15 protein-coding genes are annotated in these 17,540 nt (G+C 73.2%); 8 read left to right on the forward strand and 7 right to left on the reverse strand.

Features of this window, described 5'->3' with window-relative positions; translation table 11 throughout:
- Window positions 1-64: 64 nt before the first annotated feature.
- The 3 genes from ACZ6CV_RS01860 (at window position 65) to ACZ6CV_RS01870 (ending at window position 5,102) form a co-directional block, all read left to right on the forward strand.
- A complete protein-coding gene (locus ACZ6CV_RS01860; RefSeq protein WP_469248829.1) occupies window positions 65-2,281 on the forward strand; it encodes an acyl-CoA dehydrogenase family protein in 2,217 nt (738 codons plus the stop codon).
- Window positions 2,282-2,306: 25 nt separating this feature from the next.
- Window positions 2,307-3,494 carry a lipid-transfer protein gene (locus tag ACZ6CV_RS01865; RefSeq protein ID WP_469249593.1) on the forward strand — a complete coding sequence of 396 codons (1,188 nt, stop codon included), beginning with the start codon at window positions 2,307-2,309 and terminating at the stop codon, window positions 3,492-3,494.
- Window positions 3,495-3,596: 102 nt separating this feature from the next.
- Window positions 3,597-5,102 carry an MFS transporter gene (locus ACZ6CV_RS01870; RefSeq protein WP_469248831.1) on the forward strand — a complete coding sequence of 502 codons (1,506 nt, stop codon included), beginning with the start codon at window positions 3,597-3,599 and terminating at the stop codon, window positions 5,100-5,102.
- A 76-nt stretch (window positions 5,103-5,178) separates the two neighbouring features.
- On the opposite strand, the gene ACZ6CV_RS01875 is transcribed toward ACZ6CV_RS01870, so the two are convergent.
- The 5 genes from ACZ6CV_RS01875 to ACZ6CV_RS01895 all read right to left on the reverse strand — a co-directional run bounded on the left by ACZ6CV_RS01875 (window position 5,179) and on the right by ACZ6CV_RS01895 (window position 10,307).
- Complete coding sequence (locus ACZ6CV_RS01875) at window positions 5,179-6,024, reverse strand: PIG-L family deacetylase (RefSeq protein ID WP_469248833.1); 846 nt, start codon at window positions 6,022-6,024, stop codon at window positions 5,179-5,181.
- 228 nt (window positions 6,025-6,252) lie between these two features.
- Window positions 6,253-6,885 carry a response regulator gene (locus ACZ6CV_RS01880; protein WP_469249594.1) on the reverse strand — a complete coding sequence of 211 codons (633 nt, stop codon included), beginning with the start codon at window positions 6,883-6,885 and terminating at the stop codon, window positions 6,253-6,255.
- Window positions 6,886-7,025: 140 nt separating this feature from the next.
- Window positions 7,026-8,444 carry a histidine kinase gene (locus ACZ6CV_RS01885; protein ID WP_469248835.1) on the reverse strand — a complete coding sequence of 473 codons (1,419 nt, stop codon included), beginning with the start codon at window positions 8,442-8,444 and terminating at the stop codon, window positions 7,026-7,028.
- 142 nt (window positions 8,445-8,586) lie between these two features.
- The gene (locus tag ACZ6CV_RS01890; RefSeq protein ID WP_469248837.1) at window positions 8,587-9,315 is read right to left on the reverse strand and encodes an ABC transporter permease; all 729 of its coding nucleotides are present in this window, start codon (window positions 9,313-9,315) and stop codon (window positions 8,587-8,589) included.
- The gene (locus ACZ6CV_RS01895) at window positions 9,315-10,307 is read right to left on the reverse strand and encodes an ABC transporter ATP-binding protein (RefSeq protein ID WP_469249595.1); all 993 of its coding nucleotides are present in this window, start codon (window positions 10,305-10,307) and stop codon (window positions 9,315-9,317) included. Before ACZ6CV_RS01895 ends, ACZ6CV_RS01890 begins: the two co-directional genes overlap by 1 nt.
- 406 nt (window positions 10,308-10,713) lie before the next feature.
- Here ACZ6CV_RS01895 and ACZ6CV_RS01900 point away from each other — a divergent pair, with 406 nt between their 5' ends.
- The 3 genes from ACZ6CV_RS01900 (at window position 10,714) to ACZ6CV_RS01910 (ending at window position 13,825) form a co-directional block, all read left to right on the forward strand.
- On the forward strand, window positions 10,714-11,568 hold the full coding sequence (locus ACZ6CV_RS01900; protein ID WP_469248839.1) for a MaoC/PaaZ C-terminal domain-containing protein: 855 nt from the start codon (window positions 10,714-10,716) through the stop codon (window positions 11,566-11,568).
- 145 nt (window positions 11,569-11,713) lie between these two features.
- Window positions 11,714-12,796, forward strand: coding sequence for a Zn-dependent alcohol dehydrogenase (locus ACZ6CV_RS01905; protein WP_469248841.1), 1,083 nt, complete (start codon window positions 11,714-11,716; stop codon window positions 12,794-12,796).
- A gap of 84 nt (window positions 12,797-12,880) precedes the next feature.
- Window positions 12,881-13,825: a 3-oxoacyl-ACP reductase gene (locus ACZ6CV_RS01910; RefSeq protein ID WP_469248843.1), complete on the forward strand. Its 945-nt coding sequence runs from the start codon at window positions 12,881-12,883 to the stop codon at window positions 13,823-13,825.
- A gap of 144 nt (window positions 13,826-13,969) precedes the next feature.
- On the opposite strand, the gene ACZ6CV_RS01915 is transcribed toward ACZ6CV_RS01910, so the two are convergent.
- Both ACZ6CV_RS01915 and ACZ6CV_RS01920 read right to left on the reverse strand, forming a co-directional pair.
- On the reverse strand, window positions 13,970-14,143 hold the full coding sequence (locus ACZ6CV_RS01915; protein ID WP_362367688.1) for a hypothetical protein: 174 nt from the start codon (window positions 14,141-14,143) through the stop codon (window positions 13,970-13,972).
- Window positions 14,144-14,187: 44 nt separating this feature from the next.
- The gene (locus ACZ6CV_RS01920; RefSeq protein WP_469248845.1) at window positions 14,188-15,441 is read right to left on the reverse strand and encodes a hypothetical protein; all 1,254 of its coding nucleotides are present in this window, start codon (window positions 15,439-15,441) and stop codon (window positions 14,188-14,190) included.
- A 487-nt stretch (window positions 15,442-15,928) separates the two neighbouring features.
- Here ACZ6CV_RS01920 and ACZ6CV_RS01925 point away from each other — a divergent pair, with 487 nt between their 5' ends.
- Window positions 15,929-16,789, forward strand: coding sequence for a Nif3-like dinuclear metal center hexameric protein (locus ACZ6CV_RS01925; RefSeq protein ID WP_469248847.1), 861 nt, complete (start codon window positions 15,929-15,931; stop codon window positions 16,787-16,789).
- Window positions 16,786-17,529 carry a zinc ribbon domain-containing protein gene (locus tag ACZ6CV_RS01930; RefSeq protein WP_362368300.1) on the forward strand — a complete coding sequence of 248 codons (744 nt, stop codon included), beginning with the start codon at window positions 16,786-16,788 and terminating at the stop codon, window positions 17,527-17,529. Before ACZ6CV_RS01925 ends, ACZ6CV_RS01930 begins: the two co-directional genes overlap by 4 nt.
- The last annotated feature ends 11 nt before the right edge of the window (window positions 17,530-17,540 follow it).

Genomic DNA, 17,540 nt, shown 5'->3' on the forward strand with positions numbered 1-17,540 from the left:
CCGTCAGATTGGAACGTGTTCTACTCTTGCGCCGTCCCGGCAGCGGCTACCGGCGAGGATGCGCATGGGGATCGGAATCACGCGGGAACAAAGGGAGTTGGCGTCCGCCGTACGGGGCTGGATCGCGCGCGCCGTACCGCCCGAGGAGGTGCGTCGGCTGCTCGACGGCGTACCGGAACCTCCGCCTGGGGCGAGCGGGGGCGGTGGGGGCGGTCCATCTGGCGGTCGCGGTCGGCCCGGCCATTGGGGCGGGCTCGCCGGGCAGGGGCTCCTCGGGGTTCACCTCCCCGAGGAGTACGGCGGCGGGGGCGGGGACCTCCTCGACCTCGCCGTCGTCCTGGAGGAGGCCGCGCGCGCCGCACTCCCCGGACCCCTCGCGGCCAGCTCCCTCGCCTCGCTGGTCCTGCACCGCGCGGGCGCCACGGAGGCGGTCGCGGCGCTCGCCGGCGGCACCCGGATCGGCGCCGTCGCCCTGGACGCGGGCACGCTCACCGCCGTCTCCGGGCCCGACGGCTACGTCCTGGACGGCACCGCGCCGCCCGTCCTCTCCGGAGGCGAGGCCGACCTGTTGGTCCTCACCGCCGCGTCCGCCACGGGCCCGCTCTGGCTGGCCGTCGACGCCGACGCGCTGACCGTACGGACGCACGAGAGCGCCGACCCGACCCGGCCCACCGCCGAAGTGAGCGCACGGGCCGCGCACGTCCCCGCGGACCGGGTGCTCGCCGTGGACTCGGCGACCGTCCGCGACCTGGCCGCCGCCGTGCTGGCCGCCGACGCCTGCGGCACCGCCGCCTGGGCGCTGCACACGGCGGCCGAACACGCCAAGGTGCGCGAGCAGTTCGGGCGGCCCATCGGGCAGTTCCAGGGCGTCAAGCACCTCTGCGCCGACATGCTGGTCCGCGTCGAGCAGGCCCGCGCCCTCGCCTGGGACGCGGCCCGCGCGGCGGACGACCCCCAACTGCCCGCCGACGTACGGGGGTTGACCACCGCGCTCGCCGCGGCCACCACCCTGGACGCCGCGTACTCCTGCGCCAAGGACTGCGTGCAGATCCTCGGCGGCATCGGCTTCACCTGGGAGCACGACGCCCATCTGTATCTGCGCCGCGCGGTCGTCGCACGGCAGCTGATCGGCGCGGGCGACGGGCACCGGCTGCGCGCCGTGCGGCTCGCCGAGGGCGGCGCCCGGCGCGAACTGCGCCTGGAACTGCCGGAAGAGGCGGAGGAGCACCGCACCCGGGCCCGCGCGGCGATCGCCCCGGCCGTCGGCCTCGACCCGGCCGCCGCCCGCAAGGCGCTCGCCCCCACCGGCTATGCCGCCCCGCACCTGCCCGAACCCCACGGCCTGGGCGCGGGACCCGTACAACAACTGGTCATCCAGGAGGAGTTGAAGGAGGCAGGCGTCCGGCTCGCCGACCTCGGCATCGCCACCTGGGTCGTCCCCTCCCTCATCGCGTACGGCACCGACGAGCAACGCGCCCGTTTCCTCGCACCCACCCTGCGCGGCGAGTTGCTCTGGTGCCAGCTCTTCAGCGAGCCCGGCGCGGGCTCCGACCTCGCCGCGCTGCGCACCCGGGCCGAGCGCGTCGACGGCGGCTGGCGCGTGAACGGCCAGAAGGTGTGGACGAGCGCGGCGCAATGGGCGGACCACGGCATCCTCCTCGCCCGTACGAACCCGTCCGCGCCCAAACACCAGGGGCTGACGTACTTCCTCGTCGACATGAAGAACACCCCCGGCATCGACATCCGCCCGCTCAAGGAGATCACCGGCGAGGCCCTCTTCAACGAGGTGTACTTCGACGACGTCCTGCTCCCCGCGGACGCGGCCGTCGGGCAGGTCGACGACGGCTGGCGCGTCGCCCGCCACACCCTGGGCAACGAACGCGTCCACATGGCCGACCAGGTGGCCTTCGACACCGGACTCGAAGCGCTCATCGCCCGCGCGGGCGAGCTCGACGGCGCCGGCCGAGCCCGCGTCGGTGCGCTCGCCGCCGAGGCGCACGCGCTCGCCTGCATCGGGCTGCGGACCACGATGCGGCAGGTGGCGGGCGCGGAGCCGGGCCCGGGAGCCTCCGTACGCAAACTCGTCCAGACCCCGCACCAGCAGAAGGTCGCCGAACTGACCCTGGAACTCCTCGGCCCGGCGGGCGCGGTGCGCGAGGGTCCGGGCGAGCGCGCTCTGCACGGCTTCCTGATGTCGCGGTGCCTGACCATCGCGGGCGGCACCACCCAGGTCCAGCTCAACGTCGTCGCCGAGCGGATCCTCGGCCTGCCCCGTGACTGAACCACCGGCCAGCGAAAGGGACATGATGAAGGCGTACGTCGTCGGCGTCGGGATGACCAGGTTCGAGAAGCCCGAGACGCGGGACTGGCAGTACTGGGACATGGCGAAGGAGGCGGGCGACAAGGCCCTCGCCGACGCCGGGATCGGCTACGAACAGGTCGAGCAGGTGCCCGTCGGCTACTGCTTCCAGGCCTCGACGGCCGGGCAGCGGGCCGCGTACGAACTGGGCCTGACCGGCGTCCCCGTCTACAACGTCAACAACAACTGCGCGACCGGATCGACCGCGTTGATGATGGCGCGGCAGTTCGTCGAGGGCAGCCTGAACGACTGCGTCCTCGCGCTCGGCTTCGAGAAGATGGCGCGTGGATCGCTCGGCGGCGGGGGAGAAGGGGACTTCAAGACCTCACCGGTCGCCCGGCACTACGGGATCATGGCGGAGCGCCACGGCTTCGAGATGACCCCGCCCACCGCGCAGATCTTCGGCAACGCGGCCCGCGAGCACATGGAACGGCACGGCACCACCGAGGCCCAGCTCGCCGCGGTCGGCGCCAAGAACCACCGGCACTCCACGAACAACCCGTACGCCCAGTTCCAGGGCGCGTACACCGTCGACGAGATCCTCGCCGCCAAAACGATCCATCGCCCGCTCACCAAGCTCCAGTGCTCCCCGACGTCGGACGGCGCCGCGGCGGCCGTCGTGGTCTCCGAGCGGTTCGTGGAGCAGCACGGCCTCGCCGGGCGGGCGGTGGAGATCGCCGCCCAGGCCATGACCACCGACACCGCCGAGTCCTTCGCCTCCGGATCGTGCATCGACGCCGTGGGCCTGCCGATGTCACGGGAGGCGGCCCGCCAGGTGTACGAGACGTCGGGGCTCGGCATCGAGGACGTCGACGTCGTCGAGCTGCACGACTGCTTCTCGATCAACGAACTCCTGACGTACGAGGCGCTCGGCATGTGCGCGCCGGGCGCGTCGGGAAAGCTCGTCGAGAGCGGCGCGACGACGTACGGCGGGCGGTGGGTGGTCAACCCCTCCGGCGGCCTCATCTCCAAGGGCCACCCGCTGGGCGCGACCGGCATCGCGCAGGTCGCCGAGGTGACCTGGCAGCTGCGCGACGAGGCGGCGGCCCGGCAGGTCGAGGGGGCCCGGGTCGGCCTCGCGCACAACATCGGGCTCGGCGGGGCGGCGGTGGTGACGATGCTGCGGCGGCCTTAGGGCCTGGTGGGACGGGGGAGGTGGTCCTAGTCCCGACGGCCGAGGTCCTGTCCAGCGAATTTCCGATGCGTCGCTGGAGTCTCGCTTGAGAGGATGGCTGTCATGGTCCAGACGCCCTCCACCACTTACTCGTCCCCGTCGTCGCCGTCGTCGCCGTCGTCCCCGTCTTCCTCGTCTCCGGGCGGCCCGCCCCCCTCCGGGGCCGCGCGGGCTCCGCGGAAGAGATCCGTCCCGGTGTGGGCGGTGCTGCTCACCGCGTGTGCGGGCCAGTTCCTCGTCGTCCTGGACGTGTCCGTGGTGAACACCGCGCTGCCGTCGATGCGGTCCGACCTCGGCATGAGCGCGGTCGGCCTGCAATGGGTCGTCAACGCGTACTCCATAGCCTTCGCCGGGTTCATGCTGCTCGGCGGGCGGGCCGGCGACCTCTTCGGACGCAAGCGGATGTTCCTCGTCGGACTCGGCCTGTTCACCGCCGCCTCGCTGGGCGGCGGCCTCGCACAGGCGGAGTGGCAGCTCCTCGTGGCGCGGGCCGTGCAGGGCCTGGGCGCCGCGGTCCTCGCGCCGTCGACCCTGACGATCCTGACGTCGGCGGTGCCCGAGGGCGCGGCGCGGGCGCGGGCGATCGGCGTCTGGTCGGCGGTCGGCGCGGGCGGCGGCGCGGCGGGCGGTCTGGTCGGCGGGGTCCTGACCGACCTGCTCTCCTGGCGCTGGGTGCTGCTGATCAACGTGCCGGTCGGCGCCCTGGTGATCGTCGCGGGCCTGGCCTGGCTCACCGAGAGTAGGGCCGACCGGACCCGCCGCCTGGACGTGCCGGGCGCGGTCCTCGTGACGGCCGGTCTCGCCACCCTCGCGTACGGCATCGTGCAGACCGAGGAGAAGGGCTGGACGGCGGCGGCCACGCTGGTGCCGCTCGCGGCGGGGCTCGCGCTGCTCGCGGCGTTCCTGGTGGTGGAGGCGCGCACGAAGATGCCCCTGATGCCGCTGAAGCTGTTCAAGGTGCGGACGGTGTCGGCCGCGAACGCCGCGATGTTCGTGTGCGGCGCGGGCATGTTCGCCATGTGGATGTTCATGACGCTCTACACGCAGAACGTCCTCGGCTACTCGCCGCTGAAGGCGGGCGTCGCCCTCATGCCGTCCTCGCTCACGGTCGTCATCGGCTCGATGCTCGCGCCGCGCCTGATGCCGGTGATCGGCGCGAAGAACGTCTCCGTGCTCGGCATCGTCGTGGCCGCCGCGGGCTTCGGCTGGCAGTCGACGATGACGGTGGACGGCGCGTACGTCACCTCGATCCTGCTGCCCGGCATGGTGATGATGCTCGGCGCGGGCCTGGCCACCACGCCGCTCGCCTCGCTGGCCACCTCGGGCGCCAGGGCGGACGACGCGGGCCTCGTCTCCGGCCTGGTCAACACCTCCCGCACGATGGGCGGCGCGCTCGGCCTCGCGGTGCTGTCCACGGTGGCGGCCGCGCAGATGCACGGCTCCTCGTCGCCGCAGGCGCTCACCGACGGCTACGCGATGGCGTTCCGGACGAGCGGGTGCATCCTGCTGGCGGGCGTGGTGGTGCTGCTGGTGTGGATGCCGAGGCGGCGGGTTCCGGCGGAGGACTGAGGGACACGGCCCGCCTGCCCGGTGGCCCGCTCCTGGCCGGTGGCCCGCTCCTGGCCGGAGCGGACCAGCGTGCCCGTCAGCGCAGTCCGGCGAAGAGGTCGTCCTCGCGAGTGTCCTCGGACACGGCGACGGGGGCGCCGTCCTCGACCCGTACGAAGGTCTCCGTGCCCATCAGCTCGCCGAACCTCTCCTTGCCCATCTTGAGGAAGAAGATGTTCTCGCCCTGACTGGCGTGCGCGGCCAGCGAGTCGAACTTCTGGCCGCTGAACGCGGTGGTCTCCACCCACGTGGTGATCTCGTCGTCGGGCAGGCCGATCTCGGCCATCGCGGCGGCCTCGGCGGGGTCCGGCTCCGGCATGTCCTCGCTGAACTCGCGCATGATCTCGCCGAACCGGCGCATCCCCGAGTGCGGCATCGTCGTCCAGTACACCTTGGGCGTCTGCCCGGTCAGCTCCAGCGCCGCCATCGTGATGCGGTGGGCCTGAATGTGGTCGGGGTGGCCGTAGAAGCCGTTCTCGTCATAGGTGACGACCACGTCGGGCCGGTAGTGCCGCATGAGCTCCGCGAGGCGGGCGGCGCCCTCCGCCACGGGCGTGCGCCAGAAGGAACCCGGGGCATCGTTGCTGGGCCAGCCCATCATCCCGGAGTCGGCGTAGTCGAGCGTCTCGAGATCGCTGATCTTCAGGACCTCGCAGCTCGCCTCCAGCTCCTTGCGGCGCATCGCGGCGACGGTGGCGGGGTCGTGCCCGGGGTCACCCGGCTTGGAACCTCCCGGCCCGTCCCCGCAACCGCCGTCGGTACAGGTCACGAGCACCGTGCGGATGCCTTCCGCCGCGTACCGGGCGAGGATCCCGCCCGTGCTGGTGGCCTCGTCGTCGGGGTGGGCGTGGACGGCCATGATCGTCAGAGGCCGGTCATTCATGAGGAAGTCCTCCTGCGGAATTACGTGAACGGCGTCGGCGCGACGCTGGTCCCTCGGTCGGTGCAACAGTTTTGGACGGACCGGGTGTTCCCCCGACGTGGAGGGGAGGGGGGGGAGCAGCATGCGGCGCCGGTCGCCGGGCGGGCGGGGGAGTTGAAGCCCGTCCGGCGCTTGAGGACGAACTCGGCGGACCGGTGATGAACCGCGCCCACCCCGGGAGGGCAACCGCTAGAGCCACCCCCGCTGCCGCGCCTCCCGCACCGCCTCCATCCGGTTGCGCGTCCCCGTCTTGCCGATGGCCGCCGAAAGATAGTTCCGCACGGTCGACTCCGACAGATGCAGCTTGCCCGCGATGTCGGAGACGGTCGCGCCGTCCACGGAGGCCTTGAGGACGTCCGCCTCGCGGCCGGTCAGCGGGCTCGGCCCGGCGCTGAGCGCGGCCGCGGCGAGCGCCGGGTCGATGACCGTCTCACCCCGCAGCGCCTGGCGGATCGCCTCGGCGAGGTCCTCGACTGGCCCGTCCTTGACCAGGAACCCGACCGCGCCGGCCTCCATGGCACGGCGCAGATAGCCGGGGCGGCCGAAGGTCGTGAGGATGAGGACCCGGCAGTCGGGGCACTCCTCACGCAGATCGGCGGCGGCGTCCAGACCGCTGCGGCCCGGCAGCTCGATGTCGAGCAGCGCCACGTCGGGCCGGGAGGACAGCGCGGCGTCGACGATCTGATCGCCGGCGCCGACCTGCGCGACGACCTCGATGTCCTCCTCCATACCCAACAACAGGGCGAGCGCGCCTCGCATCATGCCTTGGTCCTCGGCGAGGAGGACCCGCACGGATTTGGCGGCGCGCTGTTCCCGCGGCATCTCTTCCACGGGGTCAGAGTACGGCGACGGTCCGGTGCCCTGGTGCGTACACCACGTCTGTGATCCGGCCGGGCATCATGCGTCGCGGCTCTTGGGCACACCAATGAAGACCGGCCAACGGCGGGTGGCCGCGCGGTCGGTCACCGTGCGGTGGTCGTGGGAGACGCCGTCGGGCCACGGTCCGAGTCCGGGGCCGGGCTCGCGTCGGGCGGGAGGGGCTCCGTGACCGGGAGTGTCGCCGTGACGCGGAAGCCGGTGCGGGTGTCCGGGCCCGAGGTGAGGGAGCCGCCTGCCGCGGCGAGGCGCTCGGCCAGCCCCTTGAGACCGCTGCCCGGCGTGCTGCCGCCCAGAGTGCGGGATCCGAGCGTGCCGCTGCCCGGCGTGCCGGAGTGAGGTGTGCCGGGGGCCGCCCCCTGGCCTCCGGAGTCGAGCCCGTGGCCGTCGTCCGTGACGGTCAGGCGGGTCCGTTCGGAGGTACCGGTGACCTCGATCTCGCAGTGGGCCGCGCCGGAGTGCCGTACGACGTTGGTGGCGGCCTCGCGGACCACCCAGCCGAGCAGGGCCGCGGTCTGCGGGGCCAGCGGCGGGCCGGACTGGCGGACGACCGTGCCGATGCCGGCGGCCTCGAGGAGGTCGCGGGCGCGGTCGAGCTCCGTGGCGAGACTGCCCTCCCGGTAGCCGGTGACGGCCTCGCGGATCTCGGTGAGCGCCTGGCGGCCGACGGACTCGATGTCGGAGACCTGGCCGAGCGCCGCGTCCAGGTCGCGCGGGGCCAGGCGGCGGGTCGCCTCCGCCTTGACCACGATCACGGACAGCGTGTGGCCGAGCAGGTCGTGCAGGTCCCGGGAGAAGCGGAGGCGTTCCTTCTCCACGGCGGTGCGGGCCAGTTCCTCGCGGGTGTCGCGCAGTTCGCGGACCGCCTCGGAGAGCGAGAGGATCGCGGCCGTCACCATGGTGGAAAGGAACGTGCCGTAGGCGACGTTCACCGCGCCCCAGCCGTCCCTGAACCCGCCGATGACGCCCGCGAGCGCGCTCAGGCCCAGCCCGATCGGCCCGAGCCCGCGGCCGCGCACGATCGCGCCCGCCGCGAGGCCGAGCAGCGGGAAGAAGAGCAGCCAGTTGCCGCCGTACCCGGCGGCGAGCCCCACGGTCAGCAGGCCCAGCGCGATCAGCGCGACCAGCGTGGAACGGTCCCTGCGCCTCCGCTTGTCGAAGGCGCGGAACGCCAGGAACACGTAGAGGGAGTTGAAGACGAGGAGCCCGATGACGCCGATCCAGGGGTTCGGGGTCTCGCCCTGGAGGAGGTGGGAGACCGCGCCCAGGCCCATCAGCAGCCAGGGCAGCAGCGCGAAGCCGGTCGGCGGCGGCCCGAACCGCTCGACCTCCGAGCGCGGACCGCACCCCTTCCGCCGGGCGGCCTTGTCCCGCCGGTACTCCGCCTTCCACACGTCGCGGGCGCTCTTCCACTCGGTACGGGCGGCCTGCCACTCGCGCACACGGCGGCCGAGCCCGTGCCCCCCGGCCCCGTGCCTCTTGGCCCCGGGCCTCTTCTCGGACATCGGCTCGTCCCCGGACATCGGCTCATGCCCGGACCTCGGCTCGTCCCCGGACCTCGGCTCATCCCCGGACATCGGCGTTCCCCGTTCTCGCTCCCCGCGCACAGTGTGCACGGCGTACCCGCTGCGCATGCGTCGCACCGCCTCAGGCGGCCGCGGTGCGCGCGGACCGCCAGTACGAGACCACAGCGTACGAACCGAACGCCAGCAGCCAGCAGAGCAGTACGGCGACCGTGGCGAACCCTGGCACGCCACCCTCCGTCACCGCGACCCCGAGCTCCGCGAACCGGTGCGTGGGCGTGTAGTCGGCGACGGCGCGCAGCCAGTGCGGGAAGAGGGCGATCGGGAACCACAGCCCGCCGAGCACCGCGAGCCCCAGGTAGCAGGCGACGTTGACGACGCCGGTCGACTGGGCGGTGAGGCGGTAGCCGTTGCCGAGCCCGAGGAGGGTGAAGGGCAGCGATCCGAGCCAGAGCAGCAGCGTGGCGGCCGCCCACTGCCAGGCGTCCATGCGCACCCCGTTGACCAGGCCGCCCGCGGCGAACACGGTGACGATCGAGGGGAGCACCGTGACGGAACCGTTCAGGGCCCGGCCCGCGACCACCGCACGCGAAGACATCGGCGTGACCCGCAGCTGCCGCAGCCAGCCGATGGTCTTGTCCTCGGCGACGCCGGTACCGGTGTTCATGGCCGCGCCCAGCGCCCCGTACGCCGCCATGCCGATCATGGACTGGGCCTTCCAGTCGCCCTGTCCGTCGTCCCCGCCGATGTTGGTGAACAGCAGATACATCAGCACCGGCATCGCGACCGCCGAGATCACATATCCAGGGTCGCGCAGCGTCCTGCGGATCTCGAGCCGGAGATAGGCGAACATCAGAGCGCCTCCAGAGCGGTGGGAGCCGTCGGAGCGGCCGTCGGAGCGGCCGGGGAGGGGCCGTGGGCGGAGGTGAGCGCCAGGAAGGCGTCCTCCAGGGAGGCCGGCGCGACCGCGAGGCCGCGGATCGCGTCCCGCGCGGCGAGCGCCCGTACCGTCGCGTCGGAGTCGTCGCTGCGCAGCAGGGCCCGGTCGCCGCGCACCTCCAGGGCGAGCACCCCGGGCAGCCCGGTCAGCCCGGCCGTGCCCCCGCCCGCCAGGTCGAAGGAGACGAGGCTGCCGCCCGCCGCGCGCCGCAGCGCGTCCCCGGTGCCGTCGGCGACGATCCGGCCGCGGTCGATGACGACGATCCGGTCGGCGTGCGCGTCGGCCTCCTCCAGGTAGTGGGTGGAGAACAGGACGGTGTGGCCGCGCCGCGCGTAGGAGCGCATCGAGGTCCAGAAGGCGTGCCGTGCCTCCACGTCGAGGGCGGCGGTCGGCTCGTCGAGCGCGAGCAGCGCGGGGTCCCCGGCGAGCGCCACGGCGAACCGCACGCGCTGCGACTGGCCCCCGGAGAGCCGGTCGGCGCGCCGTCCGCCGAGTTCGGCGATGCCCGCGAGGGCGAGGGCCCGGTCGACGGGCATCGGCGCCGGATACGTCTGCGCGACGAAGGCGACCAGTTCGCGGACGGTGACGCGCGGGACCTGCCGGCCCTCCTGCAGCATCGCCCCGACCTGCCCGGCGGCCACGGCCCGCGCCGGGGCGCGCCCGAAGAGCCGCACCGTGCCCGCGTCGGGCTCGTTCAGGCCGAGGAGCAGGGAGAGCGCGGTGGACTTGCCGGCGCCGTTGCGGCCGAGCAGGGCGACGGTCTCACCGCGCCGGATCTCCAGGTCCACGCCGTCCACGGCGCGTACGGGACCGAAGGCCTTGACGGCGCCGTCGAAGGTGACGGCGGGCCCGGTCCCGGGGCCGGCGGGGTCGGGGCCCGTGCCGGTGCCGGTGCTGGTGCCCATGCCCATGCCGGTGTCGGGACTGTCGGTGTCCGTGCCGGTTGTCTGTGTCATGCCACGACGGTACGAATCCGGGGCGGCCGGGCGGCAGAGCCAGCCGTACGGTCTCGACCGGTACAAATGTCACCGCCGCCGGACCACTGATCGACCGAGCAGCGGATCGGCCGAACAACAAGGTGACCGCGCAACGAATCTGACGTGACGTCAGGAGACTTCACAAGTCCTCCGGCCTCGGCTATACATGGGTGCGCCGGACTGGAACGCGTTCTAGAACCGGGTGGGTCCCGCGGGCCCGCCCTCCGGCCCAGATGCGACCTCGGTGCGGCCGACGGTGCGGACGGTCGCACCGAGGTCTTGACCCACACGACGCACTGCGTGCGTGCCGTCGGCCCCAAGGAGCTGCCACCACATGCCCATCGACGCAGAGAAGGCCGTGGCCGCCGAGCCCCGGTCCGCCGAGATCGCCTGGGACCACAAGGACGTCCAGCTCTACCACCTGGGCCTCGGTGCCGGACGGCCCGCCACCGACCCGGCCGAGCTGCGCTACACCCTGGAGTCCCGGCTGCACGTCCTGCCCAGCTTCGCCACCGTCGCGGGCGCGGGCATGGGCGTCGTCGGCGGTCTCTCCGCGCCCGGCATCGAGGTGGACCTGGCCGCCGTCCTGCACGGCGGCCAGAGCATCACGCTGCACCGCCCCATCCCCGTCAAGGGCGAGGCCGTCAGCACCGCCCGGGTCGCCGCGGTGTACGACAAGGGCAAGGCCGCGATCCTCGTCCTCCGGACCGAAGTCGCGGACGGCGAGGGGCCGTTGTGGACGAGCGACGCGCAGATCTTCGTACGCGGTGAGGGCGGGTTCGGCGGCGACCGGGGCCCCTCCACCCGCCTCCCCGCCCCCGAGGGCGACCCGGACCTGGAGGTCGAGCGGCCGATCCGCGAGGACCAGGCCCTCCTCTACCGCCTCTCCGGGGACTGGAACCCGCTGCACGCCGACCCCGAGTTCGCCGCGCTCGCCGGCTTCGACAAGCCGATCCTGCACGGCCTGTGCACCTACGGGATGACCCTCAAGGACATCGTCGACACCCGGCTCGACGGTGATGTGTCCCGTGTGCGCGGCTACAGCACCCGGTTCGCGGGCGTCGTCTTCCCCGGCGAGACCCTGCGGATCCGCATGTGGCGGACGGAGGGCCGGGTGCAGGCCACGGTCACCGCCGTCGAACGGGACGACGCGCCGGTCCTCGCCGACACGGTCGTCGAATACGCCTGACCCACGAATACGCCCGCCCCGTCGCACACGCCCGCCCCACCGAACACGCCGAACACGCCGAACACGCCGAACACGCCTGAGTCAGTCCGGACGCCCCCGAATCCGCTCGGGCCCGCCCGGATCTCCGTACGAGAGGAGCCGCACCATGCGCGCAGCCGTACTGCACGAGACAGGCCAGGACAAGCTCGAAGTGCTCGACGACATCGAGACGGTGGGGTTCGGGCCGGGCAAGGTGAAGATCCGGGTCCGGGCCACCGGGCTCTGCCACTCCGACCTCTCCGCGATGAACGGCGTGCTGCCGCAGCCCGCCCCCTTCATCCCCGGCCACGAGGGCGCGGGCGAGATAGTCGACGTCGGCGACGGCGTGACCGGCCTCGCCCAGGGCGACCGCGTCCTGCTCTGCTGGCTGCCCGCCTGCGGCGCCTGCCCCGCCTGCAAGCGCGGCCAGACCCAGCTCTGTCTCGCCGGGTTCATGAACGCGGGCACCCCCAACTTCAAGCGCTCCGGCGACAGTTCCGACGTGTTCGGCTTCGCGGGCACCGGCACCTTCGCCGAGGAGGTCGTCGTCGACGCCGGGTGCGCCGTGCCGATCCCCGACGACGTGCCCTTCGACATCGCCGCGCTGATCGGCTGCGGGGTGACGACCGGGCTCGGCGCGGCGATCAACACCGCGGACGTGGCGGCCGGTTCGTCGGTGGCCGTGGTCGGCTGCGGCGGCGTGGGCATCTCCGCGATCCAGGGCGCCCGGCTCAAGGGCGCCGCGCAGATCGTCGCCGTCGACCCGGTCGCCTCACGCCGGGAGGCGGCGCTCAGGTTCGGCGCCACCGAGGCGGTCGCACCCGACGAACTGGCCGACGCCAAGCAGCGGATCACCGCGGGCGAGGGCTTCGACTACGTCTTCGAGGTCGTCGGCAAGTCGGCCACGGCCCGCACGGCGTACGAGACGACGCGGCGCGGCGGCACGCTGTGCGTCGTCGGCGCCGGGGCGATGGACGACCATCTGCAGCTCAACATGTTCGAGCTCTTCTTCGACGAGAAGCGCATCCTGCCCTCCATGTACGGCGGCGGCGACGTCCTCACCTCGTACGAGCGGGCCATCGCGCTCTGGCGGGCCGGCCGCATCGACCTGGCGGGCCTCATCACGCACCGCGTCAAACTCGCCGAGATCAACGAGGCGTTGGACCAGATGCGGACGGGCGCGGCGCTGCGCACCTGCATCGAGATCTGACACGGCCACCGACGCCGCCGCAGCCATCCACCCATCCACCCATCCGTCCCCCTCACCCACCCAGCCAGCTTCGAAGGGGCTTCGATGTCACTGCCACTTGACGGCCTGTCCGCGATCGTGACCGGCGCCGGCCGCGGGCTCGGGCGCGCCGAGGCCCTGGAACTGGCCCGGCTCGGCGCGAGCGTCGTCGTCAACGACTTCGGGCAGTCCGGCCGCGACGGCTCGGGCGAGGCGTCGGCGGCGCCCGCCGAGGAGGTCGCCGCGGAGATCCGGGCGGCGGGCGGGCAGGCGACCGCCCACACCGGCGACGTCGCGGACCACGAACAGGCCCGCGCGCTCGTCCAGTTGGCGATCGACACCTACGGGAAGCTCGACATCCTGGTCAACAACGCGGGCATCCTGCGGGACCGGATGATCTTCTCGATGAGCGAGGCCGAATGGGACTCGGTCATCCACGTCCACCTCAAGGGCCACTTCAACACGACCCACTTCGCGTCGGCGCACTGGCGGGAACGGTCCAAGGCGGCGGGTGGCCCGGTCTACGGCCGGATCGTCAACACCTCCTCCGAGGCGTTCCTGGCCGGATCGGCGGGCCAGCCCAACTACGCGGCGGCGAAGGGCGGCATCGTCGGCCTGACGACGTCGACGGCGCTGGCCCTCGCCAAGTACGGGGTGACGGCCAACGCCATCTGCCCCCGGGCCCGTACGCGGATGACCGAGGACGTCTTCGCCGGTTTCGCCGAGCCGACGGGCGGCCGCCTCGACCCCCTCGCGCCCGAGCACGTCGCACCGCTCGTGGGCTACCTGTCCTCGCCCGCCGCCGCCAAGGTCAACGGCCAACTGCTCGTCGTGCACGGCGGAATGGTCGCGATCGTCGAACGGCCGCGGGTGGCGGCGAAGTTCGACTCGGCGAAGGAGACGTTCACCTTCGACGAGCTGGACGAGGCGATCTCCCCGTACTACGCGGACCGACCGCCGAACGAGACGTTCGCGGCGGCGGAGGTGCTCGGGCTGAAGCGGGGGCAGTAGCGGGTGTGAAAAAGGGGCTCGCCCCTGAGTCGCTCGTGACGACTCAGGGGCGAGACCTTTCTGCGGCGTGTCGCCGCGACGTGTGGATCAGGACTGAACGCGTGGATCAGGACTGAACGCGTGGCTCAGGACTGAACGCGTGGGTCAGGACTGATGGTCCTGCCTGCGGTGCCGCCCCCGCGGCGCCGTCGCCTCGTCGTGCTCGGCCACCGGGCCGCGGTGCCTGCCGGCCCCGTTCCCCGCGCCGGTGGGCGCGGTCGATGCCATCTGCCGTGCGGTGTTCCGCTGTGTCTCCGTGACGCTCTCGGTCGTCGTCAAGCCATTCACCCCGTAGTGAAGATCGTTCGTACAGCCGAGCGAGTCTAACCGCCCGCCTGCCGCCCCCCTAGGGGTGCCTGCTGCAGGGGTACGGGGCGTGGGGCCGCCGGCGCCGGGGGATCCGGCGGGGGGTCCGCCGCGAGCGGTGCGGGGGAGGCGGACGGGGGAGCCTCCGCGACGGTCGTGGGCGCGGGCATCGTCATCCTCGCCACCCCGCACGGCGTCGCCGCCGTCGCGTACGGCAGGCACAGGGTCCCGTCCGCGGTCCACCAGCCGGACCCGGTCAACCACCCGTCGGGGGCGGGGAGTTGGTGCAATTGCCGGTCGGCGGGCCGCCAGAGCCCGAGCCAGGTACCGCCACCCCCGGGACCGCGGCCGGCACCGGCGCCATCCCCATCCCGTCCCGCCACCGGCCCGTCGATCCGCAGCGCCACCGCGCACGACTCCGGCGTCAGCACCTGCCCCGGCTGGACGGCGAACGGCGTGACCGTCAGCTCCGGCAGCCGCAGGCACTCGGGGAACCGCACCGGCCGCGTACCGCCGAGGACGCCCCAGCCGAGCCGCCGCGTGCCCGGCGCGTCGGAGCGGATGAGGAGCAGACCGCTGCCCGCGTCGGCGAGGAGCAGCCGGTCGTCGCTCTCCTCGGAGATCTGCAGGAGCGGGGAGACCTCGCCGCCGCGCTCCAGGTCCACCGCCACCGTCTTGGTGCGGCCGTCCAGCTCACGGTCGAGGGCGAGCATGCGGTCCGTACCGTCCAGCCAGACGCCGCCCGAGCAGCGGCCGGGCACGGCGGCGAGGTGCTCGGGCCCGAAGGAGCCGCCCGCCACCAGCCAGATGTCCGAGGAGCCCGCGCCGGGGGCGAGCGCGTACGCGCGGGTGCCGCCGGGCGCGGGCGGCAGCAGGTTCAACTCGCCGCACTCCACGGCCCCGAGCGGCACCTCGCCGGTGCCCGGGCCCGTCGGGTAGAGCAGGGTGAAGACGTGCCGCTCGCCCGCCACGCGGTGGATGAGCACCCGGCCGTCGCCCATCGGGAGCACCTCGGTGGACGGCTCCTCGGGCTGATTGCCGGGCAGCGGCACGGCGTACGGCTCGTGGGGGCCGAGGGTCCAGCGCTCGGGGTACCAGGAGTCCGGGGCGCCGGCGGCGCGGGCGAGACGTGCGGCGTACGACCCGTCCGCCGAGATCGTGCACCCCGCGGGACGGGCGGGTACGTGGACGCGGATCGGGGCCTGGGCCGGGGGCCGAGCCGGAGCCTGGGGCGGGGCCTGGATCGGTGGCGGCGCTGGTGGCGCAGTCATCGTGGGTGTCACCTCCGGCCCCGAAGCTAGTTTTCGTACGCACTGACGTGGCACCGACGACCGTCCGCTTCACACAGAAGTGTGGCGATCCCCGGATTCGCCTGAACGAAAAGGACCACGTGTGCTGCGCCCCGTAAGGGGGCGCGAGGAACGGCGCGAGCAACCACGACTGACCCGCAGCCGTACGGCGGGGCGGTGCCCCGTAAGGGGCGCGGGGAACGGCGCGAGCAACCACGACTGACCCGCAGCCGTACGGCAGGGCGGTGCCCCGTAAGGGGCGCGGGGAACGGCGCGAACAACCACATCGCACCCGCAGCCGCATCCACCACCCCTCCAGGCAGACGCCCCCGCGCCCCTGCGCAAGCCGAGCAGGCCGCCGGGCCCACCCACGTGGCGGGCCCACCCGTGGCGGAGCCACGCGGTAGCAGCCCCGTAGCCGTAAGTGACGCCCGACATGCCGAGCGCAGCGGGAAGGTAGCCTTTCTCCGTGCCCCGTCTGTCTGAAGTCATCGCCGCGCTCGACGCCCTGTGGCCCGCCGATCTCGCCGAGAGCTGGGACGCGGTCGGCACGGTCTGCGGAGACCCCGAGACGGAGGTCTCCCGGGTGCTCTTCGCCGTCGACCCCGTCCAGGAGATCGCCGACGAGGCGGTCGCGCTCGGAGCCCAGCTCCTGGTCACCCACCACCCCCTCTATCTGCGGGGTACGACGACGGTCGCGGCGTCCACCTTCAAGGGCCGGGTCGTCCACGACCTGATCAAGCACGACGTCGCGCTGCACGTCGCGCACACCAACGCCGACCGCGCCGACCCGGGCGTCTCGGACGCCCTCGCGGGCGCGCTCGACCTGCGGATCCTGCGCCCCCTCGTACCCGACCCCACCGACCCGCGGGGCCGCCGCGGGCTCGGCCGGATCTGCGAGCTCGAACACCCGCTGCCGCTGAGCGAGCTGGCCGAGCGCGCCGCGAAGCGGCTGCCCGCCACCGCCCAGGGCATCCGGATCGCCGGCGACCCGGACGCGCTCGTCCACACCATCGCCGTCAGCGGCGGTTCCGGCGACAGCCTCTTCGACGACGTGCGCGCCGCGGGCGTCGACGCCTTCCTCACCGCGGACCTGCGCCACCACCCGGCGTCCGAGGCCCGCGAACGCACCCCCCTCGCGCTGCTCGACGCCGCGCACTGGGCCACCGAGTGGCCCTGGTGCGAGCTGGCCGCAGCCCAGCTCGACGAGATCTCCGACCGGAACGGATGGGACCTTCGCGTCCACGTCTCGAAGACGGTCACCGACCCCTGGACCGCCCACGCGGCCTCCCACGCCTCTCACCACGACTCAACAGGAGCCCCCAACTGAACGCCGCGCCCGCCGACCAGATCCGCCTGCTGGACGTCCAGGACCTGGACACCCGCCTGCAGCAGCTCGCGCACAAGAAGAAGTCCCTGCCCGAGCACGCCGAGATCGAGTCGCTGACCAAGGACCTCACGCAGCTGCGTGACCTGCTCGTCGCCTCGACCACCGAGGAGAGCGACTGCGCCCGCGAGCAGACCAAGGCGGAGCAGGACGTCGACCAGGTCCGTCAGCGCGCGGTCCGCGACCAGCAGCGCCTGGACTCCGGCGCCGTCACCTCCCCCAAGGACCTGGAGAACCTCCAGCGGGAGATCACCTCGCTGGCCAAACGTCAGGGTGACCTGGAGGACGTCGTCCTCGAGGTCATGGAGCGCCGCGAGTCCGCGCAGGAGCGCGTCGCCGAGCTCACCGAGCGGGTCTCCTCGGTCCAGTCGAAGATCGACGACGCCACGGGCCGCCGCGACGCCGCGTTCGAGGAGATCGACGGCGAGGCCGCCACGGTCGGCAAGGAGCGCGAGGTCGTGGCGGGCTCGGTCCCGGCCGACCTGCTCAAGCTGTACGACAAGCTCCGCGAGAAGGAGGGCGGCGTCGGCGCCGCCAAGCTCTACCAGCGGCGCTGCGAGGGCTGCCGCCTGGAGCTCAACATCACCGAGGTCAACGAGGTGAAGGCGGCGTCCGCGGACACCGTGCTGCGATGCGAGAACTGCCGTCGCATCCTGGTCCGTACGTCCGAGTCCGGCCTGTAGGGACCGGCCCG

Source organism: Streptomyces sp. NPDC041713, assembly GCF_055591085.1.

What these genes read in the sequence shown, in the direction of transcription:
- ACZ6CV_RS01860 (WP_469248829.1), top strand. Translation starts at nt 65, where the DNA reads ATGGGGATCGGAATCACGCGGGAACAAAGGGAGTTGGCGTCCGCCGTA.
- ACZ6CV_RS01865 (WP_469249593.1), top strand. Translation starts at nt 2,307, where the DNA reads ATGAAGGCGTACGTCGTCGGCGTCGGGATGACCAGGTTCGAGAAGCCC.
- ACZ6CV_RS01870 (WP_469248831.1), top strand. Translation starts at nt 3,597, where the DNA reads ATGGTCCAGACGCCCTCCACCACTTACTCGTCCCCGTCGTCGCCGTCG.
- ACZ6CV_RS01875 (WP_469248833.1), bottom strand. Translation starts at nt 6,024, where the DNA reads ATGAATGACCGGCCTCTGACGATCATGGCCGTCCACGCCCACCCCGAC.
- ACZ6CV_RS01880 (WP_469249594.1), bottom strand. Translation starts at nt 6,885, where the DNA reads ATGCCGCGGGAACAGCGCGCCGCCAAATCCGTGCGGGTCCTCCTCGCC.
- ACZ6CV_RS01885 (WP_469248835.1), bottom strand. Translation starts at nt 8,444, where the DNA reads ATGTCCGAGAAGAGGCCCGGGGCCAAGAGGCACGGGGCCGGGGGGCAC.
- ACZ6CV_RS01890 (WP_469248837.1), bottom strand. Translation starts at nt 9,315, where the DNA reads ATGTTCGCCTATCTCCGGCTCGAGATCCGCAGGACGCTGCGCGACCCT.
- ACZ6CV_RS01895 (WP_469249595.1), bottom strand. Translation starts at nt 10,307, where the DNA reads ATGGGCACCAGCACCGGCACCGGCACGGGCCCCGACCCCGCCGGCCCC.
- ACZ6CV_RS01900 (WP_469248839.1), top strand. Translation starts at nt 10,714, where the DNA reads ATGCCCATCGACGCAGAGAAGGCCGTGGCCGCCGAGCCCCGGTCCGCC.
- ACZ6CV_RS01905 (WP_469248841.1), top strand. Translation starts at nt 11,714, where the DNA reads ATGCGCGCAGCCGTACTGCACGAGACAGGCCAGGACAAGCTCGAAGTG.
- ACZ6CV_RS01910 (WP_469248843.1), top strand. Translation starts at nt 12,881, where the DNA reads ATGTCACTGCCACTTGACGGCCTGTCCGCGATCGTGACCGGCGCCGGC.
- ACZ6CV_RS01920 (WP_469248845.1), bottom strand. Translation starts at nt 15,441, where the DNA reads ATGACTGCGCCACCAGCGCCGCCACCGATCCAGGCCCCGCCCCAGGCT.